Raw genomic sequence first — 13,727 nt, forward strand, 5'->3', positions numbered from 1 at the left:
AAGGGCGTCCGAAGGCGCCCTCTGGGTCATCGCGAAGAGACTCAGGCGTAAGGATGACGCAGGACGATCGTCTCGTTGCGGTCCGGGCCGGTCGAGATGATGTCGATGGGCGCGCCCACCAGCTCTTCGATGCGCTTGATGTAGGCACGCGCATTGGCGGGCAACTCGTCGAGGCTCTTGGCGCCGACGGTCGACTCGCTCCAGCCGGGAACATCCTCGTACACCGGCTGCAGGCCCAGGTAGCTGTCGGCATCGGTCGGCGCGTCCTGCAGCAGGTTGCCGTCGGCATCCTTGTAGGCGGTGCAGATACGGATGGTTTCCAGGCCGTCGAGGACATCGAGCTTGGTCAGGCACAGGCCCGAGAGGCTGTTGATCTCGATCGCACGACGCAGGATCACCGCGTCGAACCAGCCACAACGGCGGGCACGACCGGTCGTCGAACCGAACTCGTGGCCACGCTGCGCGAGGCGCGCACCGGTCTCGTCGAACAGTTCGGTGGGGAACGGACCAGAACCCACGCGAGTGGTGTAAGCCTTGGTGATACCGAGGATGTAGTCCAGGTACAGCGGGCCGAAGCCCGAACCGGTAGCGGTGCCGCCGGCCGTGGTGCTGGAGCTGGTGACGAACGGATAGGTACCGTGGTCGATGTCCAGCAACGAGCCCTGCGCACCCTCGAACATGATGTTGGCGCCGTCGCGACGGAACTCATGCAGACGTGCAGCGACGTCGACCATCATCGGCTTGAGGATTTCCGCGTAGGAGAGCGCCTCGTCCAGGGTATTCTGGAAGTCGACGGCCGGCTCCTTGTAATAGTTCTGCAGGACGAAGTTGTGGTAGTCGAGCAGCTCACCGAGCTTGGCGGCGAAGCGTTCGCGATGGAACAGGTCGCCGACGCGCAGGCCGCGACGGGCCACCTTGTCTTCGTAGGCCGGGCCGATGCCACGCCCGGTGGTGCCGATCTTGGCATCGCCACGGGCCTTCTCGCGGGCCTGGTCCAGCGCCACGTGGTACGGCAGGATCAGCGTGCAGGAGGGGCTGATGCGCAGACGCTCACGCACCGGTACGCCTTTCTCTTCGAGCTTGGTGATCTCGCGCAGCAGGGCGTCGGGGGCGACGACCACGCCGTTACCGATCAGGCACTCGACGTTGTCGCGCAGGATGCCGGAGGGAATCAGGTGCAAGACGGTCTTCTCGCCGTCGATCACCAGGGTGTGGCCGGCATTGTGCCCACCCTGGTAACGCACTACCGCGGCGGCCTCGTCGGTCAGCAGGTCGACGATCTTGCCCTTGCCCTCGTCACCCCACTGGGTGCCCAGGACGACGACGTTCTTACCCATGCTCAATGTCCTCTATGTGACGCTCCGGCCGAGGCCGGGAGAAAAGATTCAAAGCCCTTGCTCGACCTGCCAGCGGTCGTCGCGCAGCACCAGACGACGATCACAGCCGGCGGCGGCCGCTTCGTCCTCGCCCTGGCCAGGCAATGCCTGGACGACCCGCTGCCCTTCCTGACGCAGGCGACGAACCGCCTGCCAGAGGGTGTAGTCCTGGCTGTCCGGCGCCCAGATGCCGCTGGCCGGCGCATCCAGCTCGCGCTCGCCCAGTACGCACAGACTGCGTAGATCGGTGGAGAAACCGGTGGCCGGGCGCGCCCGGCCGAAGTCGGCGCCGATGTCGTCGTAGCGCCCGCCCTGGGCGATGGCATCGCCAACCCCGGAGACGAACGCGGCGAACACCACGCCGGTGTGATAGTGGTAGCCACGCAGCTCGCCGAGGTCGAAATACAGGGCCAGCTCGGGATAGCGCACCGAGAGTTCGTCGGCGATGGCGATCAGCTCGTCGAGCGCCGCATGCACCTCATCGGGGGCCTCGACCAGCGCGGCTTGCGCCAGGTCCAGCACCTCGCGTCCACCACACAGCTCGGCCAGCGAACGCAGCATATCCGCGTAGGGCGCGGGCAAGCTCTCGGTCAGTGCGGCGACTTCATCGATGGCCTTGCGCTGCAGGGCATCGAACAGTGCCTGCTCGGTCTCACCGGACAGCCCGGCGGCCTTCGCCAGACCGCGGTAGATACCTACGTGACCAAGATCCATATGCACGCCCGGAACCTGGACGATGTCCAGCGTCTCGAGCATCAGGCTGATCACTTCCAGGTCGCTGGCCGGGCTGGCGTCGCCATACAGCTCGGCGCCCAACTGAATCGGACTGCGCGACGTGGACAGCGCACGCGGCTTGGCGTGCAGCACGCTGCCGGCATAGCACAGGCGCGCCGGACCATTGCGGCGCAGGCTGTGGGCATCCATGCGCGCCACCTGCGGAGTGATGTCGGCGCGAAAGCCCATTTGTCGACCGGACAGCGGGTCGGTGACCTTGAAGGTACGCAGGTCAAGGTCCTGACCGGCGCCGGTGAGCAGCGATTCGAGGTATTCGATGTGCGGGGTCACCACGAACTGGTAACCCCAGCGATGGAACAGGTCCAGCACCAGGCGTCGTGCGGTTTCGGTGCGCGCCGCTTCCGGCGGCAGGATTTCTTCGATGCCATCTGGCAGTAGCCAGCGGTCTACCGTAGCCATAGTTTCGCCATTTACCTTTCGCCTGGAACCAGGCTTTCCAATGGAGCAAACATCAAAGCGCCGCGCACGCTGATGCCGTACTCCTCACCCCCTTGGGACGGGAGCCCGCATGCAATCGCGTTGGCGCAGACGCAAAAAAGCCGGGAATTTCCCGGCTGACGCATCATAGCAACGATTCATCCGGGGGTCACCCAGCGGACGGTCCGGCCGTCCGCTGGCACCCACTCAGGGGCGAGCCTTTTCCAGGTAGCGGAAGAACTCACTGGAGGGATCGACCACCATGATATCGCCCTTGTCGGAGAAGCTGTCCCGATAGGCTTGCATGCTGCGGTAGAACGCGTAGAACTCCGGGTCCGCCTGATAGGCCTTGGCATAGATCGCCGCCGCCTTCGAATCCCCCTCACCACGCACCTGCTGTGCCTCGCGATAGGCCTCGGCGAGGATCACGCGCTTCTGCCGATCCGCGTCGGCACGAATGCCTTCGGCCAGCTCGCGCCCCTTGGCACGATGTTCACGGGCTTCACGCTCACGCTCGGTGCTCATGCGCTCGAACACGCTGCGATTGACCTCACGGGGCAGGTCGATCGCCTTGACCCGCACGTCGACGACCTCGATGCCCAGTTCCTTCTGCGCCATCGCATTCAGCGAACTGGTGATGGCCGCCATCAGCGCATCGCGCTCGCCGGACACCACCTCATGCAGCGTGCGCTTGCCGAACTGGTCGCGCAGACCGGACTCCAGGCGTCGCGACAGACGCTCGTCGGCGATCTGCTTCATGCCCGAGGTCGCGGTGTAGAAACGCTCGGCGTCGGCCACGCGCCACTTGGCGTAGGCGTCCACCATCACCGCCTTCTTCTCCAGGGTGAGGAAGCGCGAGGTGTTGGAGTCCAGAGTCAGCAGACGCGCGTCGAATTTGCGCACCTGGTTGACCACCGGGATCTTCACATGCAGGCCAGGCTGCACGTCGCTGTCGACCACCCGACCGAACTGCAACAGCACGGCCTTTTCGGTCTGCGAGACGATGTACAGCGAGTTCCACGCGACCACGGCGAGAATCACCGCCGCGATCAGCAGGGTCAGAGACTTGTTGTTCATCAGCGGCTCTCCCTCGAACGCAGGTCACGCGAATCCGAATCCCGTGACGAGCGCGTGCTTGAGTCCTGGCTGCTACCGCTCTGATCCTGGGACGCGTTGCCCGAACTGCTGCTCTGAGCACTACGGCGCCCGTCGATCATCTTGTCCAGCGGCAGATAGAGCAGATTGTTCTGCCCCTTGTCGCCAGTGACCATGACCTTGCTGGTATTGCTCAGGACCTGCTGCATGCTCTCCAGGTACAGACGCTCGCGCGTCACCTCCGGAGCCTTCTGGTACTGGCCGAGCAGTAGGCTGAAACGGTCCGCCTCACCTTCGGCACGTGCCACGACTTCGTCGCGGTAGCCGTTGGCCTCTTCCAAGATGCGCTGAGCCTGGCCGCGCGCCTCGGGGATCACACCGTTGGCATAGGCCTCGGCCTGGTTACGCTCACGCTGCTCGTCCTCGCGCGCACGGATGACGTCGTCAAAGGCCTCCTGGACCTCCTTCGGCGCCGCCGCGCTCTGCACGTTCACCTGGGTCACCGAGATACCGGCACGGTAGTTGTCGAGGAAGCGCTGCAAGCGCTCGCGAACCTCGACCGCCAGGGCTTCGCGCCCCTCGGTGAGCACCTGGTCCATCGCCGTGGAGCCGACCACATGACGCAGCGCACTGTCGGTCGCGTTCTGCAGGCTGACTTCCGGCTCATCGACGTTGAGCACGAAATCACGCAGGTTGGAGATCTTGTACTGAACGGTGAGCGGCACTTCGACGATATTCTCGTCCTGCGTCAGCATCTGCCCCTGCTTGGAGTAGGCACGTTCGCGGGTGACATTCTCCTGGAACTTGCGATCGATCGGCGGGAAGTAGATGTTCAGGCCGGGGCCAACCGTCTCGTAGTACTTGCCGAAGCGCAGGATCACCGCCTGCTCCTGTTCGTCGACCACGTAGACCGCGTTGTACATCCACACCGCCAGCAGCACGACCAGGCCGATGACGATCACGCCAATGCCCGGGCCACGACCACCGCGGCTACCGCCACCACCGCCGCCGCTGCGCTTCTTGCCGAAGATGCCGTTGAGACTGTCCTGCAGTTTGCGCAGCGCCTCGTCGATGTCGGGTGGTCCCTTGCGGTCGCCGCCGCCGTTACGACGACCGCCGCCGCCCCAGGGATCCTGATTGTTCGAATTGCCACCCGGCTCATTCCAAGCCATAGCGCTCTCCATCCGATAAAGCCAAAAAGCGCGCCGACGGCGCGCCCGCCAATGCTACCTAATGCACCTGCCCAGCGACAAAGCCGCCCCTACAGGCATTATTGCAAAGTATGTTGAGCCACGAAGTCCGAGGGCTCGAAGCCTTCTCGACTGACCAGGCGATTGAGCTCCACACGCGGCAAGCGCACCGAAAGCAGGCTTTCGCCTTCCTCGTCGTGCCGCTCCTCCTGCACCGCGCCCAACTCGAACAGCCGGGCACGCAGGCGACCCAGGCGCTGCGGCAGGCACAGCGTCGCAACGAACAGGTCGTCACCGAGCAACTCGGCGACGGCCTGGCGCAACAGCTCCAAGCCCTTTCCTTCACGCGCAGACAGCCAGACGCGCTGGGGCTTACCGTCCTCGTCACGCTGTATCTGTGGTTCGACGCCATCGAGCAGATCCAGCTTGTTGTAGACCTCCAGGATCGGCAGCTCACTGGCACCGATCTCGCCCAGCACCGCCAACACCTGCTCGATCTGCTGGTCGCGCTCGGGCTCATGGGAATCGATGACGTGCAACAGCAGGTCGGAATTGCTCGATTCCTCCAGCGTGGCACGGAAGGCCTCGACCAGCTTGTGCGGCAAGTGACGGATGAAACCTACCGTATCGGCAAGCACCACCGGCCCGAGGTCGTCCAGTTCGAGCCGACGCAGTGTCGGGTCCAGCGTGGCGAATAGCTGATCCGCCGCGTAGACCTCGGACGTCGTCAGAGCGTTGAATAACGTGGATTTGCCGGCGTTGGTATAGCCTACCAGGGAGACTGCCGGGATATCGGCGCGGCGCCGTCCACGACGGGCCTGCTCGCGCTGACTGCGGACCTTCTCGAGCCGCGCCTTGATCTGCCGGATGCGCACCCGCAACAGGCGTCGGTCGGTTTCCAACTGGGTTTCCCCGGGACCGCGCAGGCCGATACCGCCCTTCTGCCGTTCGAGGTGGGTCCACCCACGAACCAGGCGCGTGCTCATGTGCTCGAGTTGCGCCAGCTCGACCTGCAGCTTGCCCTCATGGGTGCGTGCACGTTGAGCAAAGATATCGAGGATCAAGCCGGTGCGATCGAGGACACGGCACTCGAAGGCACGTTCGAGGTTGCGCTCCTGGCTGGGCGTCAAGGCGTGGTTGAAGATGACCAACTCCGCCTCCTCGCTGCGCACGCGTTCGCGCAACTCCTCGACCTTGCCCGAGCCGATGAGGAACCGTGCACTGGGCTGGTGCCGCGAAACGCTCACCAGCGCAACGCTCTCGGCACCCGCCGAGCGGGCTAGCTCCTGGAACTCCTGAGGGTCTTCACGCGCCTCGGGGTCCAGGCCGTCCAGATGGACCAGAATGGCCCGCTCACCACCGCCGGGGCGCTCGAAGAACAAAGCGGACTCCCGTCAGGCGTTACCCGGCTCGCCAGCTTCATCGCCCGCGGTGGGCAGACGTACCGGACGGCTGGGCACGACAGTGGAGATCGCGTGCTTGTAGACCATCTGACTGACGGTGTTCTTGAGAAGGATGACGAACTGGTCGAAGGACTCGATCTGACCCTGCAGCTTGATGCCGTTGACCAGGTAGATGGAAACCGGGACGCGTTCCTTACGAAGGGTATTGAGGTAAGGGTCTTGTAGCGAATGCCCTTTTGACATGTGCCGCACTCCTTAGAAGAATTTCAGTCGTTTTAATCGTTGATAGGATTTCGGAGCCTCACCCGCACAAGCATAGCTGGCATCCGCAAGGGTCAGGTCAATATGGAGACCGACCCCAGGTATTTCAAGACACGCGACAGGTTGTCGCGGGCCAGGCTGTCCAATTGCAGCAGATCGGGCCAACCGCGCAGCCAGGTACACTGTCGCTTGGCCAGCTGTCGCGTGGCTGCGACGCCCCGTTCATACAGGGTTTCGCGATCCATGCCGCCATCGAGGTATTCCCACACTTGGCGGTAGCCCACCGCACGCATCGACGGCAAACCAAGATGCAGATCGTCGCGTCTACGCAAGGCTTCGACCTCCTCGATGAAGCCCTGTTCGAGCATGTTCGAGAATCGCTCGGCGATGCGTCGATGCAACAGGCTTCGTTCGAGCGGGGCAACCGCCAGATGCGCCACAGTATACGGTAAATATGCCTGCCCAACCGCCCTGGCATCGGCTTTTTCAAGGGCCTGGCGGCGGCGCAGCTCGCTCATGCTCTGGCCGCTCAGCCGCTGCACCTCGAGGGCGCGCAACAGCCGCTGGGGGTCGTTGGGATGAATGCGCGCGGCGGATTCGGGGTCGACTTCGGCGAGCAGCCGGTGCATGTGCGCCCAGCCCAACTGCTCGGCCTGCGCCTGCAGCTCGGCGCGCAGCGCGGCATCGGCCTGCGGCATGTCCGCCAGGCCGTCGAGCAGCGTCTTGAAGTACAGCATGGTGCCGCCGACCAGCAACGGGATGCGTCCCCGCGCACTGATCTGCGCCATCGCCTCCAGCGCGTCCTGACGAAACTCGGCGGCCGAGTAAGCCTGTGCCGGATCGCGGATGTCCACCAGTCGATGGGGAAACTCCGCGAGCACGTGCGCCGGGGGCTTGGCGGTGCCGATGTCCATGCCACGGTAGACCAGCGCCGAATCGACGCTGACCAGTTCACAGGGCAGCACCCGCGCCAGCTCCAGCGCCAGGTCGGTCTTGCCGGCGGCGGTGGGGCCCATGAGGAAGATGGCGGGAGGAAACGACTGCATCGGACTACCGGACTGGATTCGAGGGCGCATAGTGTCTGCGGCCCGACGGCGCGCCGCAAGTCAGGCGGCGGCGCGGGCGTAGGACCGTCACTGACCGCGCAGGAACAGCTTGTCCAGTTGATCCAGGCTCATCTGTGCCCAGGTCGGTCGGCCATGATTGCACTGGCCGCTGCGCTCGGTGCTCTCCATGTCGCGCAGCAGCGCGTTCATCTCCGGCAGCGTGAGCCGTCGGTTGGCACGCACGGCGCCATGGCAGGCCATGGTGGCCAGCAGCTCATTGAGATGCGCCTCGATACGGTCGCTGGTGCCATATTCGAGCAGGTCGGCGAGAACGTCGCGCACCAGGTTGGTGGCCTGGGCCTGCTTGAGCAACGCGGGGATCTGCCGGATGGCCACGGATTCCGGACCGAGCCGCTGCAGCTCGAAGCCAAGCCGCGAGAACCAGGCCACATGCTCCTCGGCGCAATCGGCCTCGCGCTCGGACAACGCCAGCGACTCGGGCACCAGCAGCGGCTGCCCACGCAGCCCTTCGCTGGCCATGGCGACCTTGAGGCGCTCGTAGGTGATGCGCTCATGGGCTGCGTGCATGTCCACCACCACGAGTCCCTGGGCGTTCTCGGCGAGAATGTAGATCCCCTTGAGCTGGGCGACGGCATAGCCCAGCGGCGGTATGTCACCCTGCTCGGCGGGCAGCGACGGCGGGGCGCCCTCGCCTGCCAGCGGCGCGAAGAAGGTGCGATAGGCGCCGGCCGCCTCGGCCAGCGGCGGCGGCGGCGGCGCTACCGGGCGCGGCGGCGAGTAACCGGAGCCGCCGCCCGACGACTGCCACTGCGGCGCGGGCGCCGCGGGTTCGAGCACGCTGGCGGCGAGGCTCATCTCGCCCTGCGGGCCAAATTCACCCGCGGCGGTGCCGCTCGGACGCTCCGGCATCGGCGTCGAGCTGGCGGCCAGTTGGTCCTCCGGGCGCACTTCGCCCAGGGCGCGATGCAAGGTGCCGTAGAGAAAGTCGTGGACGCTACGGCTCTCGCGAAAGCGCACCTCATGCTTGGTGGGATGCACGTTGACGTCGACCACGCCCGGGTCGATCTGCAGGAACAGCACGAAGGTCGGGTGACGGCCATTGAACAGCACGTCGCGGTAGGCCTGGCGCACCGCGTGGGCGACCAGCTTGTCGCGCACCATACGGCCGTTGACGTAGAAGTACTGCAGGTCCGCCTGGCTGCGCGAATAGGTCGGCAAGCCGACCCAACCCCACAGGCGCAGGCCGTTGCGCTCGACTTCGATCGGCAAAGCCTGCTCGAGGAAGGCGCTGCCACACACGGCAGCCACTCGGCGGGCCTGACTGAGTTCGTCGCTGGCCTCGTGCAGGGCCAGCACCGTCTTGCCGTTATGGCGCAGATGGAAGGCGACATCGAAACGTGCCAGCGCCAGCCGCTTGATGACTTCCTGCAGATGGTCGAATTCGGTCTTCTCGGCGCGCAGGAACTTGCGCCGCGCCGGGGTATTGAAGAACAGGTCGCGCACCTCAACCGAGGTTCCGACCGGATGCGCCGCGGGCTGCACCCGCGACTCCATCTCGCGCCCTTCGGTCTCCACCTGCCAGGCCTGCTCGGCATCGGCGGTGCGTGAGGTAAGGGTCAGTCGCGAGACGGAACTGATCGAGGCCAGCGCCTCCCCCCGGAACCCCAGGCTGATGACCTTCTCCAGGTCTTCGAGGTCGCGGATCTTGCTGGTGGCATGGCGCGCCAGGGCCAGGGGCAGGTCATCCGCGGGGATGCCACGGCCGTCGTCGCGGATGCGCAGCAGCTTCACGCCGCCCTGCTCGACCTCGACCTCGATGCGCCGAGCGCCCGCATCCAGACTGTTCTCCAGCAACTCCTTGGCCACCGAAGCGGGACGTTCGACCACCTCGCCGGCGGCGATCTGGTTCGCCAGGCGCGGGCTAAGCAGTTGGATACGACGTAACTCGGTCATTGCTGGGCCGCCAGGGTCGGCGCCGGTATCTGCAGCGTCTGCCCGACCTTGATCACATCGCCCTTGAGGTTATTGGCGCTGCGCAGCGCCGCCAGGCTGATGCTGTAGCGCTGGGCGATCAGCGCCAGGGTATCGCCGGACACCACACGGTGCTCACGCGGCCCAACGGCGATCTTGCCGGAGTCACGCAGCCAGGCGACGTAGGTCCCCGGCGGCGGGTTCTGCTCGAAAAATTGCCGCACGCCCGCCTGGATCGAGCGCGCCAGGCTCTGCTGGTGGCTACGACTCTGCAGTTGACGCGCTTCCTTGGGGTTGGAAATGAAGCCGGTCTCGACCAGGATCGAAGGAATGTCCGGCGATTTCAGCACCATGAAGCCAGCCTGTTCGACACGCTTCTTGTGCAGCGCCGTCATGCGCCCGATGTTGTTGAGGACCTTCTGCCCGATGTTCAGGCTGGAAGACAGCGAAGCGGTCATCGACAGGTCGAGCAAGACCCCGGCGAGCATGCGGTCCTTGTCGTCCAGGCTGACGCTGCCGGCACCGCCGATGAGGTCGGAGCGGTTCTCGTTGTCCGCCAGCCAGCGCGCGGTTTCCGACGTCGCGCCGCGGTCGGACAGCGCGAACACCGAGGCGCCAAAGGCCGAGGAACTCGGTGCCGCATCGGCATGGATGGATACGAACAGGTCGGCCCCCTTCTTGCGGGCGATCTCCGTACGCTTGCGCAGCGGAATGAAGTAGTCGCCGGTACGCGTCAGTTCGGCGCGATAGCCCTTCATGCCGTTGATCTGCCGCTGCAGTTCCTTGGCGATCTGCAACACCACGTCCTTTTCGTGGACGCCGCCAGGACCGCTGGCCCCGGGGTCTTCGCCGCCGTGCCCCGCATCGATGGCGACGACGATGTCGCGCTTGCCGCTGGGCAGCACCGGCAACGGCGACGAGGGCTGGGTGGGCGTCACCGGCACGGTTGGCGTGGAGGCATCCAGGGTGGCCGGCAACTCGCTGCCATTTCCCGCGCCGGTCGGGTCGTCGAAGAGGTCGACCACCAGGCGATCACCATATTCCTGGTTGGGCGCAAGGGTGAAGCTCTTGGGCGTGACCGCGCTCGACAGATCGATGACCAGGCGCAGCTCGTCCGGCGTACGCTGCGCCGAGCGAATCGACTGGATCGGGGTGTTCGCCAGCGCCAGCTTGTCCAGCGAAGCCCCCAGGTGAGCGCCGCTGACATCGATGACGATGCGATCGGGCGCGCTCAGGGTGAATAGATTGTGCTGTACCGGACCGCTCAAGTCGAAGACCAGCCGCGTGTTGTCCGGAGCACGCCACAGGCGCACGCTGCGTACGTCCACTGCGGCCAGCGCATCGGCCGCCAGACACAACAGCAGCAGGGCGACCCCACCGAACATCGCGCGCATGCGCATGCCTTTCCCCCATAACGAATTCATGGTTGCGCCCGCAGGGCGCTGCACCAGGTCTCGCCCCTGGCGCTGGATGGTTGCAGCCGCAAGACGCGGCCCTCGCCATCGACGGCAATGGTAATGTCGAGGTCGGCCTTTGGCAAAACGCCGGCGCCGCGCTGCGGCCACTCAACCAGGCATAGGACATCACCTTCGAAATAATCGCGGATGCCCATGAACTCCAGCTCCTCGGGATCGACCAGACGGTAGAGGTCGAAGTGATACACCCGACGCGTACCGATCTCATAGGGCTCGACCAGGGTGAAGGTCGGGCTCTTCACCGCGCCCGGGTGGCCGAAGCCGCGCAGGATGCCGCGTGACAAGGTGGTCTTGCCGGCGCCCAGGTCGCCGTGCAGATAGACCGTGCCACGCCCCTCGCTGACCTCCGCCAAGCGTGCGCCGAGGGCGTACATCGCCGCCTCATCGGCTGCGAACAGCGTTACCTCAGACATGGCGACTGCGCCTCCAAAAGGCTGCGAATCATCGGAATCAGATCGCTGGCGGCCAGACCGCGGCCGTGTCCAGCGAGCCGCTCGCCGGCGCTGGCATGTAGCCAAACGCCGAGGCAGGCGGCCTCGAAGGCCGCCAGCCCCTGGCCGCGCAACGCACCGAGCAGACCGGCGAGCACATCGCCGAGCCCGGCCCCGGCCATCACCGGATGACCACGATCACAGAGTGCCAGGCGCCCGTCCGGGGCCGCGATCAGGCTTCCCGCGCCCTTGAGCACCACCACGCAGGCATGCCGCCTCGCCAGTTCCCGCGCAGCCCAGGGACGATCCGCCTGTATCTCGGCGGTGGAGCAGCCCAGCAGGCGCGCTGCCTCGCCGGGGTGCGGCGTGATTAGCGCATCGGCCGGCAAGGCCACTGCACCGGTCGCCAGCAGGTTCAGCGCATCGGCGTCCCAAACCTGCGGTTTGCCGCAGCCGGCCGCCGCGGAAAGCAACGCGCGGCCCCAGGCGGCCTGCCCCAGGCCGGGGCCGACGACGATCACGTCGGCGCGTTCGAGCAGGGGCATCAATTGGTTGGCCGAGTCCACCGCCAGGCTCATCACCTCGGGCAGGCGCGCCTGAGCGGCTGCCAGGTGCTCGCCACGGGTAGCCAGGGACACCATGCCGGCACCGCCACGCAGTGCGCTCTCGCTGCTGAGCAGCGCCGCGCCGCCCGTGCCGCGATCGCCACCGATCACCAGCAGATGTCCGAACTGGCCCTTGTGCGCACTCGGTCGGCGCGGCGCCAGGCGCGGCAGCTCCGTTTCGCGCAGGCGCTGCGCACAGGGCGACACCTCGACCAGCACCTCGGGATCGGCCTGTAGGTCGTCGAACACCAGCTCGCCCACATGATCGGGCCCCGCCGCGGTAAACAGGCCGAGCTTGAGGCCGATGAAGGTCACCGTCAGTTGCGCCTCGATGGCGCGCCCGAGTACGCGACCGGTGTTGGCACAGAGCCCAGAGGGGATGTCGATGGCCAGCACCGGCAGGCCGCTGGCGTTGACCAGATCGATCAGCGCAGCGTAGGGCTCGCGTACCTCACCGGACAGCCCGGTACCGAGCAATGCATCGACCAGCACGCCGTCGAACACCGGGCACTCAGCGCAACGCGATACCGCCACGCCTGCGCTCAGCGCCACCTGCCAAGCCTCGCGGGCATCGCCACGCAGTTTCTCCGGCTCAGCCAGCGCCAGTACCTGCACACGCCAACCAGCGCGCTGAGCCAGGGCCGCGAGCAGGTAGCCGTCGCCGGCATTGTTGCCGCTACCGGCGAGCACGCTCAGTGCCTCGGCCGCCGGCCAGCGACGGCGCAGCGCGCGCCAGGCGGCGTGTGCCGCGCGCTGCATCAGCTCGAATCCGGGGGTACCGGCGGCAATCAGTTGCGCATCGAGCGCGCGTACACCGACGGCGTCATACAACGAGGGGGGAAGCGTTTCGTCCGAAACAGGCGACATCGGCCACTCCGCAGGGCCCGCGAGGGCGTTCCTGAAAATGGCGTGATTTTAGCATCAACCGCTCCGCCGGCGCCCCCGCGGAGACGCGCGGCAGGCGTCTGCCTCAGACGTTGAGGTCGAACTCGGCGGCGATCTGCCCCAGCCAGGCTCCCAGACGCTCCTCGGTGAGGTTGCTCTGGTTGTCCAGGTCCAGCGCCAGGCCGACGAACTTGCCGTCCTTGACCGCTTCGGAATGCTCGAACTCGTAACCGCTGAGCGGCCACTCGCCAACCAGGCGCGCACCCCGCTCGGCGAAGAAGGCATGCAGCTCGCCCATCGCGTCGAGGAACTCATCGGGATAGCCGACCTGGTCGCCCAACCCGAACACCGCGATGGTCTTGCCGCTGAAGTCCATGTCTTCGATCTTCGGCAGGAATTCTTCCCAGCTTTCGTTCTCGCAGTCCGAGGACAGCCCTGGCAATTCGCCGTCGCCCAGGGTCGGCGTACCGAGGATCAGGAAGTCATAGGCGTGGAAGTCCTCGGGCGCTGCGCGGTTGACGTTCAAGGCGTCGGCCATGGTTTCGTCATCGAAGCGTTTCTTGATCATCTTGGCGACCTTGCGGGTCTTGCCGGTGTTGGAGCCGAAGAACAATCCGATCCGGGCCATGGGTTCACCTCTGTCTCGCTTGATTGATGGAATCCGTTCGCGGTCGCCGTGGCGAGCGCCGCACGCAAGCTCTACAGCAGGAAACGGACCGCCCCTCCCAGGGCCAAACCTATCCCGCAACCCAATGA

At 65.9% G+C, this 13,727-nt stretch carries 12 protein-coding genes; all 12 read right to left on the bottom strand.

The window, feature by feature from the left end:
* Positions 1-41: 41 nt before the first annotated feature.
* Positions 42-1,337, bottom strand: coding sequence for an adenylosuccinate synthase (locus tag ACYRGX_RS21230; RefSeq protein WP_473054396.1), 1,296 nt, complete (start codon positions 1,335-1,337; stop codon positions 42-44).
* 48 nt (positions 1,338-1,385) lie between these two features.
* A complete protein-coding gene (locus tag ACYRGX_RS21235) occupies positions 1,386-2,570 on the bottom strand; it encodes an ATP phosphoribosyltransferase regulatory subunit (protein ID WP_473054397.1) in 1,185 nt (394 codons plus the stop codon).
* Positions 2,571-2,795: 225 nt separating this feature from the next.
* Positions 2,796-3,665 carry a protease modulator HflC gene (hflC, locus tag ACYRGX_RS21240; protein WP_473054398.1) on the bottom strand — a complete coding sequence of 290 codons (870 nt, stop codon included), beginning with the start codon at positions 3,663-3,665 and terminating at the stop codon, positions 2,796-2,798.
* Entirely contained in the window at positions 3,665-4,855 is a 1,191-nt protein-coding gene (hflK, locus tag ACYRGX_RS21245) for an FtsH protease activity modulator HflK (protein ID WP_473054399.1), read from the bottom strand. Before hflK ends, hflC begins: the two co-directional genes overlap by 1 nt.
* A gap of 98 nt (positions 4,856-4,953) precedes the next feature.
* The gene (gene hflX / locus ACYRGX_RS21250; protein WP_473054400.1) at positions 4,954-6,255 is read right to left on the bottom strand and encodes a ribosome rescue GTPase HflX; all 1,302 of its coding nucleotides are present in this window, start codon (positions 6,253-6,255) and stop codon (positions 4,954-4,956) included.
* Positions 6,256-6,267: 12 nt separating this feature from the next.
* Complete coding sequence (hfq, locus tag ACYRGX_RS21255; RefSeq protein ID WP_473054401.1) at positions 6,268-6,519, bottom strand: RNA chaperone Hfq; 252 nt, start codon at positions 6,517-6,519, stop codon at positions 6,268-6,270.
* A 92-nt stretch (positions 6,520-6,611) separates the two neighbouring features.
* Positions 6,612-7,583, bottom strand: a complete 972-nt coding sequence (gene miaA / locus ACYRGX_RS21260) for a tRNA (adenosine(37)-N6)-dimethylallyltransferase MiaA (protein ID WP_473054402.1) — start codon at positions 7,581-7,583, stop codon at positions 6,612-6,614.
* 87 nt (positions 7,584-7,670) lie between these two features.
* Positions 7,671-9,557, bottom strand: a complete 1,887-nt coding sequence (gene mutL / locus ACYRGX_RS21265; RefSeq protein ID WP_473054403.1) for a DNA mismatch repair endonuclease MutL — start codon at positions 9,555-9,557, stop codon at positions 7,671-7,673.
* The gene (locus ACYRGX_RS21270; RefSeq protein ID WP_473054404.1) at positions 9,554-10,999 is read right to left on the bottom strand and encodes an N-acetylmuramoyl-L-alanine amidase; all 1,446 of its coding nucleotides are present in this window, start codon (positions 10,997-10,999) and stop codon (positions 9,554-9,556) included. The genes mutL and ACYRGX_RS21270 overlap by 4 nt, the downstream gene beginning before the upstream one ends.
* The gene (gene tsaE, locus ACYRGX_RS21275; protein WP_473054405.1) at positions 10,996-11,463 is read right to left on the bottom strand and encodes a tRNA (adenosine(37)-N6)-threonylcarbamoyltransferase complex ATPase subunit type 1 TsaE; all 468 of its coding nucleotides are present in this window, start codon (positions 11,461-11,463) and stop codon (positions 10,996-10,998) included. The genes ACYRGX_RS21270 and tsaE overlap by 4 nt, the downstream gene beginning before the upstream one ends.
* Positions 11,451-12,953, bottom strand: coding sequence for an NAD(P)H-hydrate dehydratase (locus ACYRGX_RS21280; RefSeq protein ID WP_473054406.1), 1,503 nt, complete (start codon positions 12,951-12,953; stop codon positions 11,451-11,453). Before ACYRGX_RS21280 ends, tsaE begins: the two co-directional genes overlap by 13 nt.
* A gap of 103 nt (positions 12,954-13,056) precedes the next feature.
* Entirely contained in the window at positions 13,057-13,599 is a 543-nt protein-coding gene (locus ACYRGX_RS21285; protein WP_473054407.1) for a flavodoxin, read from the bottom strand.
* Between the last annotated feature and the right edge of the window lie 128 nt (positions 13,600-13,727).

The sequence above is a fragment of the Pseudomonas sp. R4-15 genome, from assembly GCF_055768815.1.